Origin of the sequence: Azoarcus sp. CIB, from assembly GCF_001190925.1 — a bacterium.
Classification (GTDB): Bacteria; Pseudomonadota; Gammaproteobacteria; order Burkholderiales; family Rhodocyclaceae; genus Aromatoleum.
On sequence record NZ_CP011072.1, the window covers coordinates 4,189,538 to 4,204,444 of the forward strand.

At 66.4% G+C, this 14,907-nt stretch carries 13 protein-coding genes; 3 read left to right on the plus strand and 10 right to left on the minus strand.

Annotated elements, in window-relative coordinates:
* Positions 1-40: 40 nt before the first annotated feature.
* The 8 genes from AzCIB_RS18730 to AzCIB_RS18765 all read right to left on the minus strand — a co-directional run bounded on the left by AzCIB_RS18730 (position 41) and on the right by AzCIB_RS18765 (position 9,055).
* Complete coding sequence (locus tag AzCIB_RS18730; RefSeq protein WP_050417284.1) at positions 41-2,401, minus strand: GspE/PulE family protein; 2,361 nt, start codon at positions 2,399-2,401, stop codon at positions 41-43.
* 80 nt (positions 2,402-2,481) lie between these two features.
* Positions 2,482-3,249 carry a 3',5'-cyclic-nucleotide phosphodiesterase gene (locus tag AzCIB_RS18735; RefSeq protein ID WP_050417285.1) on the minus strand — a complete coding sequence of 256 codons (768 nt, stop codon included), beginning with the start codon at positions 3,247-3,249 and terminating at the stop codon, positions 2,482-2,484.
* A gap of 115 nt (positions 3,250-3,364) precedes the next feature.
* Positions 3,365-4,069 carry an FHA domain-containing protein gene (locus tag AzCIB_RS18740; RefSeq protein ID WP_050417286.1) on the minus strand — a complete coding sequence of 235 codons (705 nt, stop codon included), beginning with the start codon at positions 4,067-4,069 and terminating at the stop codon, positions 3,365-3,367.
* Between the two features lie 27 nt (positions 4,070-4,096).
* Entirely contained in the window at positions 4,097-4,867 is a 771-nt protein-coding gene (locus AzCIB_RS18745; RefSeq protein ID WP_050417287.1) for a PP2C family protein-serine/threonine phosphatase, read from the minus strand.
* Positions 4,868-4,892: 25 nt separating this feature from the next.
* Complete coding sequence (locus AzCIB_RS18750) at positions 4,893-5,846, minus strand: ornithine cyclodeaminase family protein (RefSeq protein WP_050417288.1); 954 nt, start codon at positions 5,844-5,846, stop codon at positions 4,893-4,895.
* A gap of 125 nt (positions 5,847-5,971) precedes the next feature.
* On the minus strand, positions 5,972-7,255 hold the full coding sequence (locus AzCIB_RS18755) for a TRAP transporter large permease (protein WP_050417289.1): 1,284 nt from the start codon (positions 7,253-7,255) through the stop codon (positions 5,972-5,974).
* Positions 7,252-7,956 carry a TRAP transporter small permease gene (locus AzCIB_RS18760; RefSeq protein WP_050417290.1) on the minus strand — a complete coding sequence of 235 codons (705 nt, stop codon included), beginning with the start codon at positions 7,954-7,956 and terminating at the stop codon, positions 7,252-7,254. The genes AzCIB_RS18755 and AzCIB_RS18760 overlap by 4 nt, the downstream gene beginning before the upstream one ends.
* Positions 7,957-8,050: 94 nt before the next feature.
* A complete protein-coding gene (locus AzCIB_RS18765; RefSeq protein ID WP_050417291.1) occupies positions 8,051-9,055 on the minus strand; it encodes a TRAP transporter substrate-binding protein in 1,005 nt (334 codons plus the stop codon).
* 158 nt (positions 9,056-9,213) lie between these two features.
* Here AzCIB_RS18765 and AzCIB_RS18770 point away from each other — a divergent pair, with 158 nt between their 5' ends.
* From AzCIB_RS18770 to AzCIB_RS18780, 3 genes are all read left to right on the plus strand, one after another.
* Positions 9,214-11,184: a two-component system sensor histidine kinase NtrB gene (locus tag AzCIB_RS18770; protein ID WP_050418453.1), complete on the plus strand. Its 1,971-nt coding sequence runs from the start codon at positions 9,214-9,216 to the stop codon at positions 11,182-11,184.
* The gene (locus tag AzCIB_RS18775) at positions 11,181-11,798 is read left to right on the plus strand and encodes a response regulator transcription factor (protein WP_050417292.1); all 618 of its coding nucleotides are present in this window, start codon (positions 11,181-11,183) and stop codon (positions 11,796-11,798) included. Before AzCIB_RS18770 ends, AzCIB_RS18775 begins: the two co-directional genes overlap by 4 nt.
* 73 nt (positions 11,799-11,871) lie before the next feature.
* A complete protein-coding gene (locus AzCIB_RS18780) occupies positions 11,872-12,243 on the plus strand; it encodes an RNA-binding S4 domain-containing protein (RefSeq protein ID WP_050418454.1) in 372 nt (123 codons plus the stop codon).
* 30 nt (positions 12,244-12,273) lie between these two features.
* Here the strand turns inward: AzCIB_RS18780 and tilS are convergent, their stop codons facing one another.
* Complete coding sequence (gene tilS / locus AzCIB_RS18785; RefSeq protein ID WP_050417293.1) at positions 12,274-13,608, minus strand: tRNA lysidine(34) synthetase TilS; 1,335 nt, start codon at positions 13,606-13,608, stop codon at positions 12,274-12,276.
* Positions 13,577-14,545 (minus strand): acetyl-CoA carboxylase carboxyltransferase subunit alpha, encoded by a 969-nt coding sequence (locus AzCIB_RS18790; protein WP_050417294.1) that lies wholly within the window; start codon positions 14,543-14,545, stop codon positions 13,577-13,579. The genes tilS and AzCIB_RS18790 overlap by 32 nt, the downstream gene beginning before the upstream one ends.
* Between the last annotated feature and the right edge of the window lie 362 nt (positions 14,546-14,907).

The following is a 14,907-nucleotide window of genomic DNA, read 5'->3' on the forward strand; positions in this document are numbered from 1 at the left end:
CAACCCGCGCGCCCTCGGGGTTCCCCCCGATCGCGACAGCTCATCGCACGCACACGCGCCGCACCTGCTCCATGTCGGTGACGCCGGCCAAGACCTTCTCGATGCCGTCCTGGCGCAGCGTGCGCAGGCCTTCCGCAAGCGCGAGCGCCAGCAACTGCGCGACGCGCGCGCGCTCCTGGATCAGTCGCTTGACCTCGTTCGAGGCGACCATCAGCTCGTGCAGGCCGACGCGCCCGCGATAGCCGCCGTTGCACTCGGTGCAGCCCACCGGGCGGTACAGCGTGAATTGGCCGTCGGCATCGCCATGCTCGGCCTTCAGCCGGGCCAGCACCGCCGCGCGCGCCGCCGCCGGATCGGCCTGAAAATCCGGCGTCCCCACCATGTCCTCGCAGTACTCGTCGAGGATCTGCTGCACCTCGGCGTCGTCCGGCCGATAGGCCTCCTTGCACTTGCACAGGCGCTTGGTGAGGCGCTGCGCGAGCACGCCGAGCAGCGCGTCGCCGAAATTGAACGGATCCATGCCCATGTCGAGCAGGCGCACGATCGATTCCGGCGCGCTGTTCGTGTGCAGCGTCGAGAACACGAGGTGGCCGGTGAGCGAAGCCTCGATGCCGACCGAGACGGTCTCCTTGTCGCGCATTTCGCCGACCATGATCACGTCCGGGTCGGCACGCAGGAAGGAGCGCATCATCGTCGCGAAATCCAGCCCCGCCTTGCGGTTCACCTGCACCTGGCGCAGGCCCTTCTGCGTAATTTCGACTGGATCCTCGGCGGTCCAGATCTTGGTCTCGGGCGTGTTGATGTGCCCGAGGATGGAATGCAGCGTCGTCGTCTTGCCCGAGCCGGTCGGGCCGCACACGAAGAACAGGCCGTAGGGCTTCACGATCACCGATTTCAGGCGCGCGAGGTTGTGCGGACTGAGCCCGAGCTTGTCGAGCGGCAGCGGTTCGCTGTTGGCGAGCAGGCGCATCACGACGTCTTCCATCCCGCCCGCGGTCGGCACCGTGGCGACGCGCAGCTCGATGTCGAGCGGCGCGAACTTGCGGAACTTGATCTTGCCGTCCTGCGGCCTGCGGCGCTCGGAGATGTCGAGGTCGCACATGATCTTGATGCGCGTGACGAGCGGGTTGCGGTAGCTCGCCGGGATCTGGATGTAGGGCACGAGCGTGCCGTCCTTGCGGAAGCGGATCAGCGTCTTTTCCTTGCCCGGCCGCGGCTCGATGTGAATGTCCGAGGCGCCCTGGCGGTGCGCGTCGATGATGATCTTGTTCACGAGCTTCACGAGCTCGTTGTCGGCCGCCGCGGAGACGTCGTCGGCGACGGAGCCATCCTGCTCGTCGTCCATGAGGTCGTGCAGCAGGTCATCGACCGAACCGCTCTCGATCGTGGGCTCGAAATAATTGTCGACGGTCTGCTCGAACTCGCAGTGCGTCGTCACGCGGTAAGCGAGCTTCTTCCGCGGGAACACGTTCTCGGCAACGCGCGACACGCGCACCTGCTCGGGATCGTAGGTGAGCAGGACGACGCCCTCGTCGGTTTCCTCCAGCGGCAGCCACTGGTTCTGCTGTACGTATTCGCGCTTGATGTTGCGCAGCAGGTCCATCTGCTTGACGCGATCGGAGCGGAACGGCTCGTACGCGACGTTGAAGAAGCGCGCGGCCGCATCGCCGATCAGCGGCAGGCTGAGACCATATTTTTCCACCAGCACGTCCTCGACGTGGGCCCCGGTCTCGCGCGAGATACGCATCGCGTCATCCATCTCGCCCGCGACGATGCGCCCGTCGGCAATCAGCGCGTCGTAGCGCGAGCGCAGCGCTGCCGGCGCGTTGCTGCGCTGCGCGAAGGCCACGCCGAGCGTCTGCGCCAGCCCCAGCAGGCCTTCCTTCGCGACGGACGAGAAATCGGCACCACTCAGCGGATTGATCACCTGGATGACGCCGTGCAGCTTGTCGCTGTTCGGATCGACGATCGGCGCGCACAGCATCTGCCGCGTGCGCACCCCGGCAAGGTTGTCGCTGATGGTGCGAAAACGCAGCGCCGGCGAGATCGCGGCAAGCTCGACGGCATCATAGACGTCATGCAGATTGAGCGCCTCGCGGGTCAGCGCAACGTAACCCGCAATGCTGCTCTCGTCGATCGGCAGGCGTGCGCCCGGCGCCGCTCCGCGGCCGGTCTTGACCCGGGCCACCAAATGCGAGCCGCTTGCGTTGACGACGAAAAACGACAGGCGCTCGGCCGCAAACAGGGCGCACAGATCAGACGACAAGTCCGACACGATCTCGTCGATATCCTTGCTCGCGTGGATACGGGCGGTGATCGCCTGCAGGCCCTTGAAGAAGGCCAGCCGCGTCGCGACCTCTCCCCCGGCTCCGGGTCTTCCTTGCGTCGTGCTGATGGACATGCGGGTACCTGCTGTGCGGGACGGTTGAATGGCAAGCATTCGGAACCGGCCATTCTAGCGATACCCGGGCAGCGCGAGAATCAGAACTCGATGACCTGCCCCTGTCGTAACGCGGTCGCGTGCAGACGCGCCCCCGCGGCCGCGATCTGCGCCATGACGCGCTCGCCCTGCCCCGGCTTGATATGGCTGATATGCACTTCGGGTGTACGCGCGATTTCGTCGAGGAACGCAGCCACCATGCTCGGGCTCATATGGCGTGCAGCGAGCGCGAGTCCGTGCTGCTCGTCGGAAAAAGCGGTTTCGATGATCAGGTGGCGCAGGTCGCGGCAGGCATTGATTGCCGCCACCAGTTCGGGCGAGTACGTGGTGTCCCCCGTATACACCAGCTGGCCGTTCCCGCTGTCGAGGCAATAGGCCACCGCGGGCACGCTGTGCAGCGCCGGCAGCGCAGTGATCGTGCGCGTACCGAGCCTGACCTCCTCGCCGACCTTGATCGCCTGAAATCGCAGGAAGGGTCTGCGCCGATCGGGAATGGCGGTGAAATCGGGCCAGATCAGCCAGTTGAAGACATGGGCGCGCAGGATGCGCAGGACTTCGGGGATCGCATGCACGGTGATCGGCACGCCGCGCATTTCGCCGACCGCATCGACAATCAGCGGAATCGCCGCGATGTGGTCCATGTGCGAGTGCGTGACGAAGATGTGATCGACGGCCGCAAGCGCCTCCAGCGCCAGGTCACCAACCCCGGTGCCGCAGTCGATCAGGATGTCATCGTCGGCGAGGAAGGCGGTCGTGCGGGCCTCGGGTCCGCCAATGCCTCCGCTGCAGCCCAGCACCTTCAGCTTCATCGTCCCCCGCGCTTGCAGCGCCGCTCGACCCGACATCTCGGCAGCTCGTTTTTCGTCCCCGATACGCTAGCATCCACCCTCCGGAAACGTCGTGCACTAAGGCACACGGCCGGGCTCAGTCGGCGAGCGAGAACGCCATGCGCACGCCGGCAATCTCGAGAATGTCCCCGTCGTTGAGCGCATGCGCACCCGCCTCGATCGGGCGGTTGTTCACCTGCGGAAAGCTCCCGCCTTCGGCATGGGCGATGAAATACCCCTGGGGGCGCCGCGTGATCACTGCGACCTGCACGCCCGGCTTGCCCAGCGTGGTCATCGCCTTCGCAAGCCGGAGTTCGCGACCCGCCGTGGGCCCGGTCAAGACCTTGACGATCCCGAGCCGGGAGTTGTCGTCGGTCTCTTCCGCCGTCACGCTCGCGAGCACATCCGGCGGCAGCATCTGCGTCGCATCGCCGCGCTGCTCGGCGAATGAACCCGCGGCCGAGGAGCGCAGTGCCGCCGACGGCTCCACCCGATCCCCGCGCTCGCGGCGCTTCACGTCGGCGATGAACTTGAGCCGGTACTTGCCGAGTTCGATCACGTCGTTGTTGCGCAACACGCACTTCTTCACCGGCTGGCCATTCACATAGCTGCCGTTCGTGCTGTTCTGATCCTCGAGGAAGGAGTCCTCCAGGATGGTCGTGATCAGCGCGTGCTGGCCGCTGATCGCGAGATTGTCGATCTGGATGTCGTTGTTGGGCTTTCGTCCGATGGAGATCTTCTCCTTGTCGAGGGCGATTTCCTTGAGCACCAGACCGTCCATGCTGAGGATGAGCTTCGGCATCGTTACCTTTCCTTCGTCATGCGGCGCTCATGCCGCCATGCGCATCAGAATCACGGAAATATTGTCGCGCCCGCCCTGCGCGTTGGCCAGCGCCACGAGACGGTCGGCGGCTTCTTCGGGACGAGTCGCCAGCGCTTCGACCGGCTGTAGCACCGCCGCGATCGCGCCGTCGTCGAGCATGTCGGTGAGCCCGTCGGAACACAACAGGAAGACGTCACCGGGCCGGGCGGAATGGGTTCCCGGCTCGGGCAGCACCCGTGACGCGACACCCAGGCCGCGGGTCAGCAGGCCGCGGAATTGCGAGTGCGCGACGTCCTCCGGCGCGAGGATGCCGGCGTCCAGCAGCTCCTGCAGCATCGTGTGGTCGCGCGTCAGCCGCTCCAGCAGACCGCCGCGCAGCCGGTACATGCGCGAATCGCCGACATGCACGGTCAGCACGCAATCGGCGAGAAACACCGCGACCACCAGCGTCGAGCCCATGCCGAAGAGATTGGGGTCGCGCCCCGCCTCGGCGCGGATGGCGGCATTGGCATCGTGCACAGCGGCCTCCAGCACCGCCGCGACGCGCACCGGCACACCGTCATCGGGGGCGACCAGATCGCCATGCAGGCGCTGCACGGTTGTCTCCACGGCCATCCGCGATGCGACGTCGCCGCCGCGATAGCCGCCCATGCCGTCCGCCAGCACCGCCCACCCGCGACGCTCGTCGACCGCGAGCGAATCCTCGTTGCGCTTGCGCACCCGCCCGACATCGCTGCGCGTGCACAACTCGAAGCGAAGCGGCGAAACGGCAGACATGACCCGTCGGCTCCCCGGCCCGCCCTCAGTACGGCAACTCGCAGCCGAGGCCGCGTTCTCGCGCGAGGGCGACGACACGCGCCGCGACCGCGATGTCCTGGATCGCCATGCCCTGCGACTCGAACAACGTGATCTGCCCGGGCGAAGTGCGCCCGGGCCGCACGCCCGCGATCACTTCGCCCAGTTCCACCCAGCGCCCCGGCTGCGTGCGCCCCTTCTCCAGCAGCGGCATCAGGTCGCCCGCCTCGCGCACGGCGATTTCGCGCGAATCGACGCAGATGACTGCCGCGCGCTGCACCGCCGCTTCGGACAGTTCCTGACGGGCCAGGCTGTTGGATCCCGCCGCGGTGATGTGCGTACCCTCCTCGAGCCAGTTCGCATCGAAGAGCGGCTTGGGCGAGGTCGTGATCGTCACGACCACGTCCGAACCGCGCACGGTGTCCTCGGCGCTGGCCGCCGGCACCACCTCGCGCCCGGTCTCGCGGCTCATCTGCGCGCAGAAAGTCGCCAGCCGCTCCGGGTTGCGCGCAAACACCTTGACGCGCTCGATCGGCCGCACGGCGCACAACGCAAGCACTTGCCCCTGCGCCTGCCAGCCCGACCCGAACACGCCGGCCACGCGCGCATCGGGCCGCGCCAGCCACCTCGTCGCCACGCCGCCGGCCGCGCCGGTCCGCATCATGCCGAGGCGGTCCGCTTCCAGCACCGCGACCGGATCGCCGCTGGTCGCATCGAACAGATGAACCCAGAAGCGGTTGCGCCCGCCCGCAGACGTGTAAACCTTGAGACCGCTGAGATTCAGCTCCGGCACGCCGCCCTGCAGCAGATGCGTCATCGACGCCGGCAGGCGCACGCGCTGGCGCGGGAAGTCCACCGTTTCGCCGCGCCCGTGGGCCGCCATGACCTGCTCCACGGCATCCAGCACCAGCGGCATGTCCAGCAGGCTGCCGACCTCTTCTTCATTCAGGTAGATCGTCATTTGCGCGAAGTCGTCCTTTCACGATGGGGGAGCCGCACGCGGCCGATAGGTCAGTCTACTCCAGCTTGGCAGCGACGAAAAAAAGCCCGCCGGAACGGGCGGGCTTTTCCGTCGGGCACCGGGCACTACATCATGCCGAGCGCCCTCGGCAGCGCCAGCGAGATCCACGGCACGTAGGTAACGATGACGAGGAAGATCAGCATCGACACCAGCCACGGCCAAACGGCGACCGTCAGCTCGGTGATGCCCATCTTGGTGATGCCCGAGGCGACGTAGAGGTTGAGGCCCACCGGCGGGTGGCACATGCCGACTTCCATGTTCACCACCATGATGATACCGAAGTGCACCGGGTCAATGCCGAGCTTGATCGCGATCGGGAACAGGATCGGCGCCAGGATCAGCACGATCGACGACGGCTCCATGAAGTTGCCCGCGATCAGCATCAAGATGTTGGCCATGATCAGGAAGCCGATCACGCCCACGCCGGTGCCGATCATGAAGTCCGCCATCTCCTGCGGGATGTTCTCGTGCGTCAGCAGGAAGGAGAACAGCACCGCGTTGGTGATGATGTAGAGCAGCATTGCGCTCATGTTCGCGGAGTTCAAGAGCACCCTGGGCACGTCCGACATGCGCAGGTCCTTGTACACGAACACCGCGACGAAGAACGCATACACCGCGCTCATCGCGGCCGCTTCGGTCGGCGTGAAGATGCCGGTATAGATACCGCCCATCACCACGACGATCAGGAACAGGCCCCACGCGGACTCCTTGAACGCCTTCAGCCGCTCGATCCAGCTCGCCTTCGGCTGACGCGGGTAGTCGAACTTGCGCGCGCGGTACCAGGTGGTGAAGCCGAGGAACAGGGCCAGCATCAGGCCCGGCACGACGCCCGCCATGAACAGCGCACCCACCGAAGTGTTGGTCGACACCGAGTACATGACCATCACGATCGACGGCGGGATCAGGATGCCGAGCGCACCGGAGGTGGTGATGACGCCGGCGCCGAACTTGTTCGGGAAGCCCTGCTTCACCATCGCCGGCAGCAGGATCGCGCCGATCGCGACCACCGTCGCGGGGCTGGATCCCGACACCGCAGCGAACAGCGCGCAGGCCATCACGCCGCCGAGACCGAGGCCGCCATACCAGTGCCCGACCATCGAGGTGGCGAAGTTGATCATCCGCCGCGCCACCCCACCGTGGGTGAGGAAGTTACCGGCGAGGATGAAGAACGGGATCGCCATGATCTCGAACTTCTCGATGCCGGTGAACAGCTTCAGCGCGACCGACTCGATCGGCACCTGGGTCATCGTGAACAGGAAGGTCAGGACCGTCAGACCCAGCGAGATCGAGATCGGCATGCCGGTGAGCATCAGCACCAGCAGGATGACGAAGATGATTGCGGCGCTCATTGCTTGCCTCCCTGGCCGTTCGTACGGTCCTCGCCCATCTGCTTGTGCTTGAGGTCGTGCGGATGCAGGTTGTCGCCCATGTCGTAGGGGTTCACATCCACCGGCAGGTGTTCCTCGTCGATGCCGTCCACATGGCCGTGGTCATGGTGCGGCAGTTCGCCAGTGCGGAGGAAGGACACCATCACCTGCAGGAAGCGGAAGCACATCAGGTAGGAGCCGAGCGGAATCGCCGAATACACGATCCAGGTCGGCCATTCGAGGTCGGGCGTCGTCGGGCCTTCATACAGGTCGCCGACATCCATGCCGAACCAGGTCAGGAACTGGTAATGCGCGCCGTTCTCGAGCACGAAGGTCAGGCCCAGCGTACCGACGATGCCGGTGAACAGCGCCCCGGCACCGAGGCCGATGACGACGAACTTGGCACGATTGGCGTCCGACAGGCGGTTGATGAGCACATCGACGCCGACGTGGATGCCGGTGCGCACGCCGTACGCGGCACCGAACTTCGCCATCCACACGAACATGATGATGGTGAGCTCCTGCGCCCAGCCGAAATGCAGGGACAGCAGCCAGTCCTGCACGCCCGGAATGGACAGGCCGGAGCCGTAGCGATGGACAACGGACACGAAGATGATGAGCGTGGCCGCGCCCATGAGGAAGGTGATGAGCCACTCCTCGATGTGATCGAGCACTTTAAGCATGGGGGTCTCCCGTCGCACGGCAAGCCCCCGCCACGCATGCGCGCAGCGGGGTCCCTGCCGGATCAGTTGGCGGTCGTTACGTTACGACGGTGAGTTACAGCTTCGACGGGTCGAACCCCGTGTCCTTGTAGATGGACTGGATGGTCTCGGCGCCAATGCGCGATTCCATCTTCTTGTGCACCGGCACGAGCGCCTTCTTGAACGCCATCTTCTCGGCGTCGGTCGGCTTGTAGATCGCGGTCTTACCCGACGCGCGCACTGCCTCGAGGGCCTTGTCGTTCTCCTCGCGCGCGATCTTGTTCGCGAACTCGGTCGACTCCTTCATCGCCTGCTCAAGCTGGCCACGCAGCTCGGCCGGCAGGCCGTCCCAGAACTTCTTGTTGGTGATCACCGCATAACCCAGGTAACCGTGGTCGGTCAGGATCATGTGCTTCTGCACCTCATGCATCTTCTGCGTGTAGAGGTTCGAATGCGGATTCTCGGTGCCATCCACGACACCCGTCTGCAGCGCCTGGTACACCTCGGAGAAGGCCATCACCTGCGGGATCGCGCCCAGCGTGCGCATCTGCTCCTCGAGCACCTTGGACGACTGCACGCGCAGCTTCTTGCCCTTCACGTCCTCGGGCGCCTTGATCGGCGTGTTCGCCGACAGCGACTTGAAGCCGTTGTCCCAGAACGCCAGGCCCTTGATGCCGCGCCCTTCGAGCTTGCCGAGGAGCTGCTTGCCGACCGGGCCCATCGTCACCTTGTGCAGATCGTCGTAGCCGTCAAAGATGTACGGCAGATCGAAGACCTCGAACTCCTTCACGCCCAGCGGGCCGAACTTCGCCAGCGAGGGAGCGAGCATCTGCACGGCGCCCAGCTGCAGCGCCTCCATTTCTTCCTTGTCCTTGTACAGCGTGCTGTTCGGGTAGACTTCGACCTTGACGGCACCCTTGGTGTACTTCTCTGCGAGTTCCTTGAACTTGTCTGCAGCCTTGCCCTTGGGCGTATCGTTGGCAACGACGTGGCTGAACTTGATGACTACGGGATCGGCGGCGACCGCGGCAGCGGAAAGCCCCATGGCGACAAGACCGATGAAAAGGGCGCGGATCTTCATTTCCCTATCTCCTCCAAATTGCATAGTTATTTACCTGACCCATGTCCGGGCGGGTGCCGTGCAGCAACCAAAAGCGCCGGACACTTTCATCAGTCTATGAAGGCACGCGCATCTATTACATTGTGGACATCCACAACACCGGACACGGACGTGTGCACATGACCCCTCGCCAGACGATCGCCCTGTCCGCCCGGCAGCGCTGGCTCACCGCGGTGCCCTACCTGACGGTGCTGCTGTTCCTCGCGGTGATCGCCGCGCTGGTGTGGTTCACGCGCAGCTACGACGAGGAAGAGCAGCGCGCCACCCTCATCAGCGACGTGCTGTGGATGGAGCAGAACCTGCAGTTCAAGCTCGAGCGCAACGCGTCGCAACTTGCGCAGATCGGCCAGGAGATCCTTGCTGCCGATCGCCACCAGCCGCAGGCCTCGGCCGCGCTGCGCCAGCTCGTGCGCTCGGAAAACGGCCTCGTGCGCGTGATGTGGCTCGACGCCGCGGGCCGTCTGCAGGGTGCCCTGCCGCCCATCGGCGAAGGAGAAATGCTCGGGGAATTGCTGGGCGAACAGTCGGCTTCCAGTTTCCGGCTCGCCCAGGCGCTGGAAAGGCGGGTCTACGGCCAAGCCTATGCGGCTGCGGGCAACCGCCAGCAGTTCGAGGTCCATGTCCCGATCTATACCGAGGACGGCTTCGCCGGCGCAATGGTGGGGGTCTATTCGCTGCACGACCTCGTCACCCAAGAACTGCCATGGTGGTTCGCCGAGCGCTACCGCGTGAGCGTGCTCGACAGCGACGGACGCGAGCTCGTCTCGAAATCCAAGGTTGCGCCGCTATCCGACCGCCAGAGCTACTCGATGGCCTTCGATCCCCCGGGCGGCGGCCTCACGCTGCAGGTCACCGCCTACCAGGGCGAAACGCGCTGGGTCCAGGTCCTGCTGATCGGCTCCATCCTGCTGCTCGGCGGCATCCTGATCTGGAGCGTGCTGCAACTGCGCCACGAACTGCAACGCCGCCACCGGGCCGAACAGGCCCTGCGCAGCGAATCCCTGTTCCGGCGGGCGATGGAAGACTCGATGCTCACCGGTCTGCGCGCACGCGACCTCGACGGACGCATCACCTACGTCAACCCCGCCTTCTGCAGGATGGTCGGCTACAGTGCGGAAGAACTCATCGGCCGCACCCCGCCCATGCCGTACTGGGACCCCGAGTTCCTGCAGCAGACGCAGGAAATCCACGACCGCATCCTCGGCGGCGACGCGTCTCCCGAAGGCTTCGAACTCCGCCTGCGGCGCAAGAACGGCGAGCGCTTCGACGCGCTGATCTTCGAAGCCCCGCTGATCGACGCCGCCGGCCGGCACACCGGATGGATGGGTTCGATGCTCGACATCACCGCACAGAAGCGCGCCGAAGAACTCGCGCGCCAGCAGGAAGAGCGCCTGCAAGCCACCTCCCGCCTGATCACGATGGGCGAGATGGCCTCGACCCTCGCCCACGAACTCAACCAGCCGCTCGCCGCGATCGCCAGCTACAACACCGGCTGCCTCAACCGCCTCGAACAGCCCGACATCGACCGCAGCGAACTGAAGGACATCTTCGACCGCATCGGCCGGCAGGCGCGCCGTGCCGGCGACATCATCCGCCGTGTGCACGATTTCGTGCGCCGCTCCGAGCCCAAGCGCGAGCCGCTCGACATCAACCTGATGATCCGCGAGGCGATCGGCCTGATCGAAGCCGACTCGACCAAGCGCGGCATGCGTATCGAGACCGAACTCGAGGAATCGCTTCCCCCCGTCGCCGCCGACCCCGTGATGATCGAGCAGGTCATCGTGAATCTCGTGCGCAACGGCATGGACGCCATGCGCGACAATCCCCCCGCGCGGCGCACCGTGCGCGTCGGCACGCGGCGCGAGGGCGACACGCTCGTCGTGCGCGTCGCCGACAACGGCACCGGCATCGATGCCGAAACCGGCCGCCGCCTGTTCGAACCCTTCTTCACGACCAAGGCCGAAGGCATGGGCATGGGCCTCAACATCTGCCGCTCCATCGCCGAACTGCACCATGGCCGGCTCGGTTTCGAAACCAACCCAGACGGCGGTACCATCTTCACCCTGTCGCTACCCGTGGAAACCCCATGACCCAGCCCTGCGCCCACATCATCGACGACGACGAAGCGATCCGCGACGCCCTGCAGTGGCTGTTCAAGACGCGCGACGTCGCGTGCGCCACGTGGCCGAGCGCCGAGAGCTTCCTCGCGGCGCTGCAGCCCGGCTGGCGCGGCTGTGCCGTGCTCGACATCCGCATGGAAGGCATGAGCGGCCTGGAATGCTTCGACGTACTGCGCCAGCGCGGCAACCAGCTGCCGGTCATTTTCATCACCGGCCATGGCGACGTGCCGATGGCCGTGGCCGCGCTGAAGAAAGGCGCCTTCGACTTCATCGAAAAACCCTTCAACGACAGCGATCTCGTCGACATCGTCATGCGCGCGCTGGAAATCGACGCCAACAACCAGCGCGCCGAAGCCACGCGCGAAACCGTCGAGGCACGCCTCGCCCTGCTCACCGCGCGCGAGCAGGAAGTCATGGAACTGATCCTCGCCGGCAAGTTCAACAAGGTTATCGCCGACGAGCTGTGCATCTCGATGCGCACCGTGGAAGCGCACCGCTCCAAGGTATTCGAGAAGATGGAAGTGCGCTCCGCCGTTGAGCTCGCGCAACTTGTGAACCTGGTCCGCAACCGCGGCGGCCACTGAACCCTGCAACGGAACCCGCTTCAACGTGCAGCCCCCCGATCACCTCTCCGGCCGCCACTCCGCCACCGAGCGCATGCGCATCGACAAATGGCTATGGGCCGCGCGCTTCTTCAAGACCCGCTCGCTCGCCAACCAGGCCATCGAAGGCGGCCACGTCAGGCTCAACGGCCAGGCGGTGAAGCCCGCGCGCGAACTGCGCGTCGGTGACAACCTCGACATCGTCGCCGGCGGTTCGCACTGGACCGTCATCGTGAGCGGCCTCAACGAACAGCGCCGCCCCGCCGTCGAGGCGCAGCAGCTGTATGAGGAAACGCCCGAATGCGCTGCCCGCCGCGCGGCCGAAAAGGAAGAACGGCGCCTGGCCCCGGCGCCCGGCAGCGACCTGCGCGGTCGCCCGACCAAGAAGGCTCGCCGCCAGCTGCGCGGCTTCAACGAAGGCTTCTGAACGCGCAACGACGCCCGCAGCAGCCGGCCTTCAACGCCGCCACACCGGCACGACGCCCGGTTCGCCTGGTGCGCACAGGAACTCCGCCGCGACGCCGACCTCCCCGACCCACGCCGCCACGCCGTCCACCCTCAGCACCGGCAGGCCGTCACGCAGCCACGCGGGAATGCCGGCCTCCTGGCACAGGTTCTTGAAACTGCGGCGCGGCCGGCCGACCCCTTCGCGCAAAGAGAGCCCTGCCCAGCGCCGCCCCAGCACCACTTCCCGCGCACGTTCGAGGGCCGCGCGGCTCAGCCCCTCGCCGACCGCCTCCACAAAAACCACCCCGCCCGTCCCCCACGGCAATTCCGCCTCGCCGTACCAGACACTCACCTCGGGCGCCGGCATCCCGCCCTCCGGCTCCAGCCACAGCCGGCCGCGATAGGCACAGCAGACGACCGCCCCCAGCGGCAGCCGCAACGCCCGCTCCGGCGCCGCCCGCAGCTGTCGTACCGCCTCGACGAGCCGCGCTCGCACGGGCGCCTCCAGCCCCATCGCGCGGATTCGCCAGCGCAGCAAGTTGCGCACACGCTCGTCGGACAGCAGCAACAGTTTCGCGCGCTCCAGCATCGCCCCGCCGCAAGCAGCCTCATCGAGCCGCGCCAGATCCCCGAGCAGTCCGTCCGCCTCGCGAAACTGCGCGCCCGCACGCGCCAGCACCGGCACCGCACCCGGAAAAGCGGCTTCCAGCACCGGCATCACGCGGTGACGCAGCAGGTTGCGCGTATAACGCTCGTCGGTGTTGCTCTCATCCTCGACCCACGTCAGCCCGTGGGCTCGCGCGTAGGCGACGATCTGCGCGCGCCGCAGGCCCAGCAGCGGCCGTAGCCGTCCCGGCGTTCCCGGATCCACGTCCGCCATCGCCCCCGCTCCGCGCACCCCGGCCCCCCGCAGCAGGCGGAACATCAGCGTCTCGGCCTGATCGTCCTGATGGTGCCCGAAGGCCAGCCAGTCGCACGGCACGCGGGCAAGCGCGGCGTGGCGGGCGGCACGGGCAGCAGCCTCCGGACCGGCCGGATCGTCACGCCGAACCTGCACTCGATAGGGATGGAATGCGACGCCGAGGCCGTCGCAGGACGTGCGGCAGGCCCCCAGCCACGCGTCGGCGTTGGGACTCAGGCTATGGTGGACGTGCGCAGCCGCGAGCGCGAAACCGCCGCGCCCGCGCAGGCGCGCCAGGATGTGCAGCAGCACGGTCGAATCGACCCCGCCGCTCAGCGCCACGCATACGGTCTCGCCCGGCGCGACGCCAGCCGCCGCCAGCACGGCGGCGACAGCCCCTTCCGCGACCGGATCAGGCGGCGTTCTGTTCCTTGTAGCGGCCATAACTCATCAGTCGCTCGAAACGCTTCTCGACGAGTTCGGCCGGCGACAGGTCCGCGACCTGGCGCAGCGCATCCTGCAGCGCCCGCTTGAGCGACTGCGACATCACGCGATAGTCGCGGTGCGCGCCGCCCACCGGCTCATTGACGACGCGGTCGACCAACCCCAGCGACTTCAGGCGCGCGGCCGTAATACCCATCGTCTCGGCCGCCTCGGGGGCCTTCTCGGCGCTCTTCCACAGGATCGACGCGCAGCCTTCCGGCGAGATCACCGAATAGGTCGAATACTGCAGCATCATCACCTGGTCGCCGACGGCGATCGCCAGCGCGCCGCCCGAACCGCCCTCGCCGATCACCGTGGCGATGATCGGCACCTTGAGCTCGGCCATCACATACAGATTGCGGCCGATCGCCTCGGACTGGCCGCGCTCCTCCGCACCGATCCCCGGATACGCACCCGGCGTATCGACGAAGGTGAACACCGGCAACCCGAACTTCTCCGCCATGCGCATCAGGCGCAGCGCCTTGCGGTAGCCCTCGGGGCGCGGCATGCCGAAGTTGCGCAGGATCTTCTCCTTCGTGTCGCGCCCCTTTTGGTGGCCGATCACCATGCAGCTCTGCCCATTGAAACGCGCCAACCCGCCGACAATCGCCTTGTCGTCGGCGAACGAGCGGTCGCCGTGCAGCTCCTGGAAATCGGAGAAGATGAGGCGTGCGTAGTCCAGCGTATAGGGACGCTGCGGATGGCGCGCCACCTGCGCGATCTGCCAAGGCGTGAGCTTGGCGTACAGATCCTTCGTGAGCGACTCGCTCTTGGCTTCGAGGCGAGAGATTTCCTCGGAGATATCCACCGCCGAGTCGTCCTGCACGAATCGCAGCTTCTCGATCTTCTCTTCGAGATCGGCAATCGGCTGTTCGAAATCCAGAAAGGTGGTCTTCATCCGACCCGTTCCAAGTAACCAAAACGCGCCATTGTAACGCTTCGCACGCCGGCATCGCATTGCGGCCTTCACCCGGACGCGTGACAGCGACCGCAGCACTGATGCATCATGCTGAAATCCAGCACACAAGGAAGGAGTAGCGGGGTCTGCACGAACCCCGCGCTATGGGTAGTCGAATTTTGCCTCATCCACGCCGCAGGCCCCGCCTGGCGAGCCCTCCGGGCGCATGCACCCGCACCTCGCCCGGCCGATGTTGTCCGGCGCACCCCGACATCCGACCCGCCCGGGCACACCGACTGCCCGCATGCCTTGCGCACCACGGGCATCCCTCCCTGACGGCTGCGCGATCCCTCCGCGCCGTC